General features: G+C 45.6%; 10 protein-coding genes and 1 pseudogene. 9 read left to right on the top strand and 2 right to left on the bottom strand.

The window, feature by feature from the left end:
* The first annotated feature begins 28 nt into the window (after positions 1-28).
* The gene (locus ACTWJ7_RS21505) at positions 29-343 is read left to right on the top strand and encodes an FtsW/RodA/SpoVE family cell cycle protein (protein WP_301878937.1); all 315 of its coding nucleotides are present in this window, start codon (positions 29-31) and stop codon (positions 341-343) included.
* A gap of 106 nt (positions 344-449) precedes the next feature.
* Here ACTWJ7_RS21505 and ACTWJ7_RS21500 read toward each other — a convergent pair whose 3' ends face one another.
* A complete protein-coding gene (locus ACTWJ7_RS21500) occupies positions 450-2222 on the bottom strand; it encodes an ABC transporter substrate-binding protein (protein WP_301878936.1) in 1773 nt (590 codons plus the stop codon).
* A 134-nt stretch (positions 2223-2356) separates the two neighbouring features.
* On the opposite strand from ACTWJ7_RS21500, the gene ACTWJ7_RS21495 reads away from it, so the two are divergent.
* The 3 genes from ACTWJ7_RS21495 to yidC all read left to right on the top strand — a co-directional run bounded on the left by ACTWJ7_RS21495 (position 2357) and on the right by yidC (position 5230).
* Positions 2357-3976, top strand: coding sequence for a DUF4153 domain-containing protein (locus tag ACTWJ7_RS21495; protein ID WP_301878934.1), 1620 nt, complete (start codon positions 2357-2359; stop codon positions 3974-3976).
* A gap of 94 nt (positions 3977-4070) precedes the next feature.
* Positions 4071-4421, top strand: coding sequence for a hypothetical protein (locus ACTWJ7_RS21490; RefSeq protein WP_285076751.1), 351 nt, complete (start codon positions 4071-4073; stop codon positions 4419-4421).
* On the top strand, positions 4358-5230 hold the full coding sequence (gene yidC / locus ACTWJ7_RS21485) for a membrane protein insertase YidC (protein WP_301878931.1): 873 nt from the start codon (positions 4358-4360) through the stop codon (positions 5228-5230). The genes ACTWJ7_RS21490 and yidC overlap by 64 nt, the downstream gene beginning before the upstream one ends.
* Positions 5231-5373: 143 nt before the next feature.
* On the opposite strand, the gene ACTWJ7_RS21480 is transcribed toward yidC, so the two are convergent.
* On the bottom strand, positions 5374-6489 hold the full coding sequence (locus ACTWJ7_RS21480) for a helix-turn-helix transcriptional regulator (protein WP_301878928.1): 1116 nt from the start codon (positions 6487-6489) through the stop codon (positions 5374-5376).
* A gap of 129 nt (positions 6490-6618) precedes the next feature.
* Between ACTWJ7_RS21480 and ACTWJ7_RS21475 the strand changes: the two genes are divergently transcribed.
* The 5 genes and pseudogenes from ACTWJ7_RS21475 (at position 6619) to ACTWJ7_RS21455 (ending at position 12394) form a co-directional block, all read left to right on the top strand.
* Complete coding sequence (locus ACTWJ7_RS21475; protein WP_301878926.1) at positions 6619-7326, top strand: class I SAM-dependent methyltransferase; 708 nt, start codon at positions 6619-6621, stop codon at positions 7324-7326.
* Entirely contained in the window at positions 7310-8407 is a 1098-nt protein-coding gene (locus ACTWJ7_RS21470; protein ID WP_301878925.1) for a saccharopine dehydrogenase family protein, read from the top strand. The genes ACTWJ7_RS21475 and ACTWJ7_RS21470 overlap by 17 nt, the downstream gene beginning before the upstream one ends.
* Positions 8408-8497: 90 nt before the next feature.
* Positions 8498-8791, top strand: coding sequence for a hypothetical protein (locus tag ACTWJ7_RS21465; protein ID WP_079344235.1), 294 nt, complete (start codon positions 8498-8500; stop codon positions 8789-8791).
* 86 nt (positions 8792-8877) lie between these two features.
* Positions 8878-10169 (top strand): annotated as a pseudogene (locus ACTWJ7_RS21460) (amidohydrolase).
* A gap of 260 nt (positions 10170-10429) precedes the next feature.
* Positions 10430-12394: an ABC transporter ATP-binding protein/permease gene (locus ACTWJ7_RS21455; protein ID WP_301878921.1), complete on the top strand. Its 1965-nt coding sequence runs from the start codon at positions 10430-10432 to the stop codon at positions 12392-12394.
* Positions 12395-12407 lie beyond the last annotated feature (13 nt).

Raw genomic sequence — 12407 nt, 5'->3', positions numbered from 1 at the left:
TAAAACGGGCTATAAGGATTACCCAGGTGTGCTGCTCATAGATGTGTTTGGCTGGTCAGCCGGGATACTGTTATTGGTGGGTATCATCTGGTTTGTTGCCAGTATGGTGAAGATACTTCCTCGTATCCGGGATGATTTTGGTCGTATGATTATTGTCAGTATCACCGCTATGTTTGCAATGCAAATCATCTATTCGTTGGCGCTGACCACAGGCAAAGCTCCGATTCTTAGTATTTCTTTTCCTTTTATAGGATACGGAAATCACCTGATTTTTGAATATGTTATGCTCGGTTTACTTCTTGGTGTGTACCGTCGTAAGGATACCATTTCAACAAAAAAATGAAAAATGAGGAAGAAGGTGGATGCGGATCCAATGATCAGTTCATAGGCATCCAAAATCATTACCGCATCTTGAAACGAAGATATAGTTAATCTCGTTAAATGATTAATCAAGGGAACCAGATGTGACGGAGGTTTACCCAACCCTGGCTGTTAAAGGAGAGGCCGCGAACGGAAGGCAGGTAGGCAGTCTCCACCGGTTTTTCAGTTAAATGGAACAATAGACTCTGCTGCACCAAAAATTGTTCGATCCGATCCAGCTCGCCAGTTCGGTCTGCGGATATTTGCGAAGCAACAACGGTTTGCAGCATCTCTTGAACGCTTTTCTTAGAAGAGTCGTCCAGATGCTCGGATAAGGTGAGATAAAGGTCGTATCTTCGCAATTCTTCGTCCCGGTCCCGAATCAGGGAGAAGAGAATCAGATCAGATTCCAGTCTCAGGTTCCCTTTGAATTCCTCCATCGTGCCTATGCGGACAGTACATGAAAAACCACACATTTCCAATGAAGATGCCAAACGTTTAGCATCCATCCGATATTGCGGAATGGTTGCGATGTGCAGGGAGATGGGGGTGGCTAAAGTGGAAGGATGAGACGAGTGAGTCGTCTCTTCCGCATGTATCAACTTTTGATCAGAATCTCCTGGATCACTTTCATTCATATCGGTACTATACAATTCAGCAATACATGCCTGAACATGTGCTCTTACATCCGGATCGCTTAGCGGTCCGGTTTTTTGCGTATTACAAGTTAGTAATTTGCACACCATCACGCCAGCACTAATCTGCGTCCAGTCTCTACCCGCAGACGAAGATGGATTATGAACAAGGTGAAAGAAGGGAGATTCGATCTCTTGCTTTTCATCCACATGTGCAGGGGCACTCCACGGAATTTGTAGAATGTCTACGCGGTCCAGATGGGCTCTGCCTTGAAAATACATCGGAAAAGCTTCTAGTCTGCACAGGTGATCATCCCAGGCAGTGACCTTGAAAGGCCCCGTTCCTATAGGTATCTGCATGGTATTCGATACGTCTGGGTCATTTTCTCCATCTTTATGTTGCCCGTATAGGGCTTGTGAAGCAACAATCGCTGCACGGCTCGTAGAAAGAAACGGCAAAAACAATTCGTGTGGGGCTCTGAGCTTGAAACATACGGTCAAGGGATCTACTGCTTCAATCGTTAGAATTTGTTTGCTCACATCGCGGTATAATGTCCGTCGTTCTGTGGATTGCAGTCGTTCAAATGTATACACCACATCTGCGGCTGTCAGCAGGCGTCCATTGTGAAACGTAATCCCTTTTCGCAAATAAAAGAACCATGTCTTCCGATCTGGACTGATATCCCAGGTATGAGACAGACAAGGAACAATCTCTCCATGTTCATTACGCTGAACCAGCCCATCGAACACATGACTGGTGACAAAAGATTCGGCCAGCAAATTGATATAAAGGGGATCAAGCGCGTGCAGCTGTTGGCGGATCGGTAACCTTAACGTATCAATTCGCTCATTATGAGTACCAGATTCTGTATGGTGTCCAGAATAACCAAGCAACCACTGATTCAGGTGATCCTGCATTGTCGTGGAACTGGAGAAAGCACCAACCTGTTCGGCGGCTTGCTGTAACTCGCGGCGATTCATGGCCTGCATCATGTATTCTGCCGCAATTAGATCAGCTGGAACCAGCAGGGTCAACATAGAACGCCGTCCACGTCCACGTTGGGACAACCACCGAATCCATTCATGGGCAACCATTTTTTTGACGATCGTTAACGTGTTACGGTGTGTACAATCGAGCAGTTCCGCGAGGTCAGAGAGCGTGACTTCATGTTCTCGTAGTTGACCAAACCGGCTATGGAGCAGCAAATATTGCTGATGTAATTTCAAAGTTTTGGTCCCTCCTGGAGGTTATATCTGATGCAATATATTAAAATAAGAAGTTTTATCCACTTTAGTTTCTATTTATATTCTTATTTTATCATCTAAAATGAAGCCTAGAAAGTTTAATGGAGGTTTTTCCCATGATTGATAAAATAATGACTTCACCCAACCGCCCTGTAATTACGCTACTTTCCTCATTCATGTTGGCTATCATTCATCAGTATTTGTTCTATGGCAAGGAGGTTGGTGTTTCCTATCCCATCTTTGTTATCCTCTTTTATGGCTTTATGGTCTTGTTTACCAGGGACCGCGTGCGGCCATTAACAATGATTGATGCTTTTATGGCTGGAGTGGTGTTGATGCTGGCGCTAACGTTTCTGTTATACGACAATGAACCGCTGCGCATACTTAATTTTCTGGTCGTACCGGGGCTTATTATCTTACATATGACTTATCTTGTCGGCAGAAAACAGAGACAATGGTGGGACATGGGTTTAATCGGTACCGCTATAGACCATTTGCTGCCACAATCCATCCGTCACTGGGGAACCGTCGCAAGAATCACTGCGAAAACAGGGGGACGTGGGTGGGGTAAAGCACAGAAAACGGTTGCTTTCAAAGTGTTCATTGGCCTTATAGCATCCGTTCCCATCCTCATCGTGGTCGTAGCACTGCTCTCCTCAGCAGATGGAATTTTTAATGAGTATTTATCCGGTTTTCCGGAGTGGTTGAACCAACTCACACTTACTCCAGGACTTCCCAGAGTGATCTGGATTCTCATCGCGGGTGTTTTATTGTTCGGGTACGTATGGGGATTTGTACAGCCGTTGCAATATGAAGCAGAGAAGAGAGAGAATGCACATTTGAAAAATGGAAAAGCTTTTGTGGCTGCTTCAGTAATCGAAAAGCAAGGAGACCCTTCCGTAAACCCGATAATGGAGGGTCAGGTAGCGAATGAGATCTTACCTGAGGCAATTCCTACTCAAGCTCATCGAGAACCTTTGAGATTGGATCCCGTCATTGTAGGCACGATGCTGCTGGTCATCAACTGTGTGTACGTACTGTTTGTACTTGTACAATTTTCTTACCTTTTTGGAGCGGGTGAGGGACGGCTTCCATCAGACTTATCCTATGCGGAGTATGCAAGAAGTGGATTTGCGGAGCTGGTTCTCGTTACAGGTATTAACTTTTTTATTCTGATTATTGCCCTGCAGTTCACACGTTCAAGCAGCAAAGTAGGTTCTGTTGTACATCAGGTATTGCTCTTTGTCCTGGTCGGTTGTTCCGCAATCATGCTGTATTCGGCGTTTATACGCCTCAACCTGTATGAAGAGGCTTATGGATATACCTACATTCGGTTTCTCGTGCATGCATTCATGATTTTTCTGGCACTGCTGCTTCTTATTGCAGCCCTTCGAATCCGTTATACGTCTATACCGTTGATCCGATGGTATATCGTACTGTCCCTTACAGCCTATGTAGCTATCAACTATGTGGGCATGGATCATCGAATTGCATCGCTTAATATTGAACGGTATCATCAGACAGGCCATATTGACGCATCCTATTTGGCAAATTTATCTTCAGATGCAGTTCCGCTACTGCGTGAATTTGCCGAGGAAGAGTATCCAGAATTAAAAGATGCTATGCTGGAGCGCTATGCGTATGTACAGACGGAAAAGGTAAACCATTCATGGACATCCTTTAATCTGGCAAGATATCGGGCCTCAAGAGAATTAACACCGTTGAGAACAGAGTGAATTCATGCAATTATCGTTTCCAACAATGAATTTATGCAAAATCAATATGTAAGTGTTATACTATAAAAACTAACCTATAAAGGGGGTGAATCCCTTGTTTGAACTTCATGAATTGATACCCTATATATTTACAATTGGACTCATTTTCACAGTAAGCTATGCCTATATTGCCCATCTTCACTGTGGTGTGACCGAGTTCTGGATGGAAGGCGGAGCCGGAGGCGGCCTGGAGCCTGGCTTGCCAGCCTTGTCCTTGGACGGACAGCACAGACCTGAAGCTTTAAGTCGAATCGTCAGACGGCGAGAATCACCGGATGAAGATGAACCAGATTGCAAATCCTCGTTGAATCCATTTTCTACAAATCAACGAGGAGGATATATATGGAACATAAGACAAGCAAGGGGTTCACTTTTACATCTGGCAAGGGACGGATCTATGGGCTGATTGCAATTCTATTTGCAGTTATGCTATTGGCTGGATGCAGTAACAACGTCTCAGAGATTAATTCATCAACACCGGGAATCTTTAACCATTATGTTGTATTTCCGTTGTCGTATCTCATTCAGCACATTGCAACGATATTTAATGGAAGTTATGGGGTAGCTATTATAGTGATTACCCTCGTTATCCGTCTTGCGTTGTTGCCATTGATGATGCGGCAAGCCAAATCTCAGCAAGGTACCCGAGTGATTATGAATGCTATGAAGCCGGAGATGGATGCGCTCAAGAAAAAGTATGAGGGCAAAAATGACCCGGCCGATAAGCAAAAGCTTTCACAGGAAACGATGGAGCTGTACAAGAAGCACAAGTTCAATCCGTTGAATATCGGATGCTTGCCACTGCTGATTCAGTTGCCGATTCTGTCAGGTATCTACACAGCTATCCGGCTTACGCCGGAGCTGTCATCCCACTCATTTCTGTGGTTCAAATTGGGAGCGCCTGACTACGTGCTTGCCGTTGTGGTTGCGGTAATTTACCTGATTCAAGCCAAGGTTTCGCAAGCCAATATGGCGCCTGAGCAGCGAAAACAGTTCGCAATTATGGGATATATCTCTCCATTAATGATGGCCTTTTTCTCTCTTTCGGCTCCGGCAGCGATGCCGCTGTACTGGACGATTGGCGGTTCATTCCTGGTCTTGCAGACGTTATTGTTCCGCAAATTGTACCCGGTTGAACACCCGCAGGAGCCTGTTACTGTACAGGTGAAGAACATTAAACCTGCCAAGAAGCCTGCCAAACCGGCCAAGTCTTAATTGTTCATTGGTGAGAACGGTATTGTAGGTTCACATGAATTAACGTATGTGTTGATATAGCTGATATTTCCTTCACCATCCTTTCGAGCAAAGATGCCTTGTCCAATCGGACAAGGCATCTTTTTTCACGTCATAATCAGCACTTAAATCGCAGGTTCATCGGATAACTGGAAACGGGATACAAAATACCAGATCAGTTCACGGCGGGAGAATACATCTGTTTTGGCAAAAATGGATTTTAAATGATCCTGTACCGTGTAAGCGGAAATATGCATCGCTTCAGCAATTTCCTTGGAAGAGTAACTGCGCAGCACATAACCCAACAGCTCCCGTTCACGAACGGATAACCCATGACTCTCGGCAAGCAAAGGCAGCAAATCCTGCGGCATGGCCTGCTCAAGCCTAATCGCAATCTGATCCGGACCTGAATACTGTTGCATGCGGCTGGCATGAAGTACCAGGTAGCGACCATCCAGGAGTTGAATGCAGACTTTGGAAGGAGAATGATGCAGAGGAACTTGCGCAACCATCGAATCGGGATCTGTACGAGTCTGACGCTGGAGGTGGGAACTGACGGCACGGACGGGGCGTGGCAATATATCTGGCCCCACATGCTCCAACAAACGTAATTGTGATAACCAATATTGAGCGGGAGCGTTCACGGATAAGAGCTCGAAAGCGCCCGATGTAATCATAATACCTGGTTCCACGGGACTTCCGCTCTTGATCTCGTCCATAAGAGTCAGACTTGTGGATCGTAACATCAATGCAATAGAGGGAGTCCATGCCTGGATGATTAGTCGCTCCTCTTCTGTGAATACCAGTTGTCCAGTCTTGCGATACAGGGTCAGATACCCCCAACAAGCGCCACCACTTACCAGTACGGCCCGAAGTTCATCGCCGAAACCTGCTGGTTGAAGAATGTTATCATAGCGAGCGCTTGGTACAGTTTTTTTGCTAAGCGATGCATGAAGGGTCGCTGTATGCTCACCGCTGCGAATCAAATCAGCATACTTATGTATGTCTTCTTCCATGTATTCATTAACGAACAGCCGATCGTGAATGGCCTCAATACCATCTTCTGTCACGGCACCCGTGGAGAGAAGGGTCTGTGGATCAACCGTTGTGAAGCAATACGCATCATAGGCAACGCTGTTCTGGATTTGTTTCAGTACAGCTTCCCGGTAGGTGCGCGAGGTCCATGTTCCTTTTTCGAGAGAAGTAATGAGTCGCTGGTTTCGTTCCATACGTGATGTCATATAGCTTTCTCCTCTCCCCATGCAGATATCCCATTGTTCTGGGATTGTTCGCTCTGCGTATCCTTCTATAATGAAATTAGACAAACGAAGAGTCAAGTCTAACTTGAATTGATGAGGAGTGTAGTATCGATGAACCACAATCAACTACCTATGAGCTGGGATACGGCGGATGAAAACCGTTACGAACAATCGATAGTCCTGAAAATTCCGGGTTATTCTCATATGCATGATCTGATGGAGCGACTACTTGCCGCTTCTATCACAGGTAACAACGAAGCTGAAATACTGATTGTTGGAGCAGGGGGAGGCAAGGAGTTGGCTCTGCTTGGAACTCGCCATGCGGGATGGACGTTTACTGGAGTAGATCCTTCCCAGCAGATGCTTCAGTTAGCAGAAAGAAGAGTCCAAGAAGCCGCTATCATCGGCAGAGTGCAGCTTAAATGCAAGACACTTGAAACGCTGCCGGAAGAAGGTATATACGATGGGGCGACAAGCATGCTAATGCTGCATTTTATTCAGGGGATGGAGTCCAAAAGAAGATTCCTGTCCAACCTTGCAGCTAGACTCAAACCTGGAGCACCACTCATTATTGCAGCAGTGAATGCCGATCTTCGTTCGCCTGTATATTCAACCATGATGCAAGCCTGGCAGGATCACATGTTAAGTAATGGTGTCCAGCCTGAAGAATGGGAGCGGTTTGCAGCTTCCCTTGGCCGAGAGTCGGACCCCATCTCATCTGAACAGATGATAGAGCTTTTGGCAGAATGCGGATTCTCCTACATTACACGTTATTTCGGAGCATTCTGGGTGGAGGGATATTATGCGAAACGAAGCTAAAGTGGAGTCTGTGAAAGACCAGATTTGGGTTGTTGGTGGATATGGTCAAGTGGGGCAAATGATATGTACGCAACTGGCACACTCGTTTCCAGGTAAGGTATGGGCGGCAGGTACGCGGATGAACCGGGCTGAAGAATTCAGCCGATCTACAGGTGGTATAGTTCAGCCGCTCCAATTGGATGTACGAAAAGCGATTGATCCTGTTCTGCTTCAATCCGTCAAGTTGGTGGTCATGTGTGTGGACCAGACGGATACCCGATTTGTTGAGGCTTGTGCGAAAGCAGGGACAGATTATATCGATATTTCGGCCAATTATGATTTCCTGGGTCAGGTCGAACAATTGCATTCCAAAATGCAGCGTTTCAAAGCTACAGCCATGCTCAGTGTGGGACTGTCGCCTGGTGTGACCAATCTGCTTGTGCGTGAAGCGGGAGCTCATATGGAACAAGTGGACGAAGCAGACATTACCGTTATGCTGGGCCTGGGTGAGAAACACGGGAAAGCCGCTGTAGAGTGGACTGTGGATCAGATGAATGCTACCTATCAGGTCATGAAAAAGGGTAAACCAGCCGAAGTCCAAAGTTTTCACGATGGTAAATGGATTGATTTTGGCGCAGACCTGGGTCGCAGGAAAGCATATCGGTTTAACTTTTCGGATCAGCATGTTGTTGCTCGTACACTTCGTATTCCCACCGTGTCCACCAGGTTATGTCTTGATTCCCGTTGGATAACCAGATCCATGGCGATCTCGAAACGTATGGGACTGTTCACACTGCTGCGTATTCCTTCCTTTCGAAATGGTACCGTCAAGGTATTTGGCGTTATTCCCGGAGGGGAGCCGATGTTTGCAGTCAAGGTAGATGCAGTAGGTTGGACAAAGGGCAAGCCGATCCATGTCGAACAGCTGCTGGTTGGCGAGCGTGAAGCAGATGCGACAGCAGCTGTTGCTGCGGCAGTAGCAGATCGAATGTATCGGACGGAACTGCCGCATGGTGTTTTCCACATTGAACAGTGCTTTTCTTTGCAGAACATTCAGGATGCACTTCCTTTTCCATTGAAAGTAACAACGAAAATCAGCTAAATCATATATGTTGTTGGGTCATTTTTTTTGCTCAGACGCTCTGATCTGCTATGATGGAACAAATAATTATGGCTAGAACGGAGGGAGATCATGAACTGTATTGCTGTATTACCTTATTACAAAATACAGAGAGAAGTGACGGGTCTCGCACAGGAAGTACTGCAGAGTGATCGGTCCATGATACTGTATTCAGACAAGATTGTAACGAAATACCGCGAGTTTCATATCACGGAAGTGTTCGACATGTCTTTTCGGAGAATCGGCAATGAAGGTGGCTTTTTCTATCTCCATACAAGCACGGGAGTCTATCCTTACATGGTTAATATTGATCCCAAGCCTTTTATCCAAACATTCAGAACAATGACAACTCAAAAATTAACTTAATCTTGACCTTGACCTTCCCGTTACGTGAAGGCTTATCCTCGAATTTGGAAGTATGGCCATCCAAACCTAGAGGAGTTGTGAAACGAATGAGTATGTTAATCCAGCAAGCCACAATCTTAACCATGAAAGACGCCGATTCCCCCTTCACGGGGATATTCGCATTGTAGGCGACCGCATCGCGGAGATTGCCCCCCACATTCAGGCTCAACCGGGTGATGATATCCTAGACGGAAAACACAAATTGGCAATGCCCGGCCTGATCAATGCTCACCAGCATACTCCAATGAGTCTGTTACGAGGATTTTCGGATGATCTGAAGCTCATGGACTGGCTTGACCGTAAAATGCTGCCCGCTGAAGCGCGGATGACTCCTGAAGATATATACTGGGGGGCACAATTATCCATCGCCGAGATGATCCGTTCAGGAACCACAGCTTACGCCGATATGTACATTCATATGAATGAAATCGCAGAAGCGGTAAAGGAAACAGGTATTCGGGCATCACTCACACGTGGAATGGTGTTCATGGAGGATGATGGAGGACGCAGATTACAAGAAGCGGTGGATTTGGTTCAACGTTGGTCTGGCAAGGCAGAGGGCCGAATTACTACGATGTATGGACCGCATTCTCCCTATACTTGCCCAGTAGAGCCTTTAAGGGAAGTAATTGAAATGGCGGAGCAAGAAAACGTACCCATCCACATTCATCTGGCTGAGACCAAAGAAGAAGTTGTAAAAATTCGTGAGCACTATGGCATGACACCTACGGAGTATTTGCAAGAGGCGGGCATGTTCGAACGTGCACATGTATTGCTCGCCCATGGTGTACACCTGAATCGTAGAGATATTGGCAGACTGAAAGGCATGCGTGGCGGCGTAGCGCACAATCCGGTCAGCAATCTGAAGCTGGGCTGCGGAATCGCTCCGATTACCGAGATGATTGCACAGGGAATTAATGTGGGTCTTGGAACCGATGGAGCGGGAAGTGCGACAACCGTCGATATGTTCGAAGAGATCAAGGCTGCGACCTGGCTGCAGAAGCTGGATCATGGTGATCCCGCCCGGTTGCCGGCAAAAACAATCCTCCAAATGGCTACCCGCGGAAGTGCAGAGCTCCTAAATATTCAGCACGATGTAGGGGTCCTGGAAGTTGGACATAAGGCGGACCTCATTTTGATTGATCTGATGAAACCGCATTTGCAGCCTGCTCACGAGTTGGAATCATTGCTTGCATACAGCGCAAATGGTGCCGATGTAGATACCACCATTGTGAATGGTCGTGTACTGATGAGGGGAAGGCAGCTGGTGACGATTGATGAGGAGGAGCTTTTCCGTCAGGTAGAGGTCCGGGCCAAGCGTATTGTTGAAGGGATATAGTGAGAACCGGACGGATCTGAATTAATTTGAGCTAAACAAACAAACTGAGTCCATATAAATAGGGCTCAGTTTGCTATGCTTACATATTGATTTTGACACCTTCAATTACTTGAAATAAGTCACTTCAAGCAGCTAAAGGTGTATTTTTGCAGGCAGACGAGGGTAGCCAGTTCATTATCAGTTCACACAAATTTGTTAGAATGTGAAAAGTAAATCAAACCAATAGATAGAGTGTATGACTTGGAGAGGAAGAGATCAGGATGAGCATATTAGAAGTTAAACATGTAAAGAAATCATATACGTTGTATGGTAAAGAAAAGGTTCCCGTGCTCCATGATGTGAATTTGAGCTTTGAGACAGGAGAATTCGTCTCGATCCTTGGTGAATCGGGTTGCGGAAAGTCGACCCTTATGAATATTATTGGTGGAATGGACTCCGATTTTGAAGGGGATATTCTCGTTCGTGGAAAGAACCTAAGTGCCATGACTGAGAAGGAAATGGATGATTATCGGAAGAATAATATCGGATTTGTGTTTCAAAATTTCAATCTGATCCCGCATCTGTCTGTACTGGAAAATGTTACGATCGCTATGCAAATGACGGATACAAGTGAGAAGGAACGGTATAAGCGCGCTATAGATATTTTGACCGAGGTTGGACTGAAAAATCATTTGAATAAACGCCCTAATCAGCTGTCGGGTGGTCAGAAACAAAGGGTATCCATTGCGCGCGCATTATCAAACAATCCAGACATTATTTTGGCCGATGAGCCAACAGGAGCGCTGGATAAGGAAAATGGAGATCAAATCCTGGCTTTACTGGACAGTATTGCGCAAAAAGGGATGCTGGTAATTGCCGTAACTCACTCGCAGAAAGTAGCTGATTCCGGTACACGTATTGTGAAGGTAGAGGAGGGACGGATTAAGGATGATATTCATTTAAAAGATCGTTCCTTGACGACCTATGAGGGTAGTAATGGGACTTCCAGAAACCTGGGCTTATTCGCTTCTTTCAAAATGGCTCTCCAAAATATGAAACTCAACGGCAAGCGTAATGTACTGGTAGCATTGGGTGGATCGATAGGTATTTTAAGCGTACTCCTGATGTTATCCTTGGGAAATGGAATTACGAGTTATATGAATAACGAAATTAATGCAAGCATGGACCCATTACTCGTGGACATCACTAAACCGAGTGAAGAAGCAAGCGACCTGCGCGGCCCGGAAGCTCTGATGGCAACAGGACAGGCATTTACAGATGCTGATATCGAAACCATTCGTAATCTTCCGAATGTGGATCATGTGGAGACGATTACCTCCGTGGATGGAAAATCGACTCTGGTGTATGAAGAACAGTCGGAGGGACTCACTCAGTTAACGACCCTTACAGATGCTTTTGATAAAGAAACGATTACGGCAGGAACTTTTCCAGAAGGCAATCAAATCCTGTTACCATTAAAAACGGCGAATAAATTAAGTGGAAATGATCAACCTGATTCTATGATAGGCAAATCCATCCATCTGTATATTAATGAAATGGATGCTACCCACAAACCGATCATTTTAGAAAAAGAAGTTACGATCTCCGGTATCTATGAAGCGGCGGGTCAACAAACACCGATGCAGCAGACTCCAGGGTATCTTCCTTCACAGACGCTGGAACAGATGTACACTGATAATGGAATGACCATTGGCCCGATTCAAGTTAATGCTTATGCAACCGATATGAAATATGTGAATGATATTAATGCCGCAGCTGTGGATGCAGGTTTCTCAGGCTCCCAAACGGCGAAAATCATGGAGCGTATCACGACCTATGTAAGCATGGCTACAATTGTTCTGGCTGGCATTGCCGGGATTTCATTAATCGTATCAGGGATTATGATATTGGTGGTGCTGTACATTAGTGTAGTGGAACGGACGAAGGAAATCGGAATTCTTCGAGCAATTGGAGCAAGGAAAAAGGATATTAAGCGAATATTCTTTTCCGAATCTGCCTTATTAGGTATATTCAGTGGTATTATTGCCGTTATCCTTGCAGCGATCATCAGCTATGTGCTAAACATCTTCCTGGACAATGCTTTTGGGGCAAAATTGATTAATTTATCTGGATATTATATCGTGTTTGGCATCGCTGTAAGTACATTAATCAGTATCATTGCGGGTTTGATGCCTTCATCCAAAGCTGCCAAGCTGGATCCAATGGAGTCCTTACGATATGAATAAATAAGATTATTGA

This window comes from Paenibacillus sp. 1A_MP2 (assembly GCF_052244825.1).
Classification (GTDB): domain Bacteria; phylum Bacillota; class Bacilli; order Paenibacillales; family Paenibacillaceae; genus Paenibacillus; species Paenibacillus vandeheii.
Note: the sequence above shows the minus strand (reverse complement) of the source record. Positions and strands in the feature narration are given on the sequence as shown.

Coding starts and splice junctions, on each gene's coding strand:
- ACTWJ7_RS21480 (WP_301878928.1), bottom strand. CDS start 6,489: ATGACATCACGTATGGAACGAAACCAGCGACTCATTACTTCTCTCGAA.
- ACTWJ7_RS21470 (WP_301878925.1), top strand. CDS start 7,310: ATGCGAAACGAAGCTAAAGTGGAGTCTGTGAAAGACCAGATTTGGGTT.
- ACTWJ7_RS21475 (WP_301878926.1), top strand. CDS start 6,619: ATGAACCACAATCAACTACCTATGAGCTGGGATACGGCGGATGAAAAC.
- ACTWJ7_RS21495 (WP_301878934.1), top strand. CDS start 2,357: ATGATTGATAAAATAATGACTTCACCCAACCGCCCTGTAATTACGCTA.
- yidC (WP_301878931.1), top strand. CDS start 4,358: ATGGAACATAAGACAAGCAAGGGGTTCACTTTTACATCTGGCAAGGGA.
- ACTWJ7_RS21465 (WP_079344235.1), top strand. CDS start 8,498: ATGAACTGTATTGCTGTATTACCTTATTACAAAATACAGAGAGAAGTG.
- ACTWJ7_RS21455 (WP_301878921.1), top strand. CDS start 10,430: ATGAGCATATTAGAAGTTAAACATGTAAAGAAATCATATACGTTGTAT.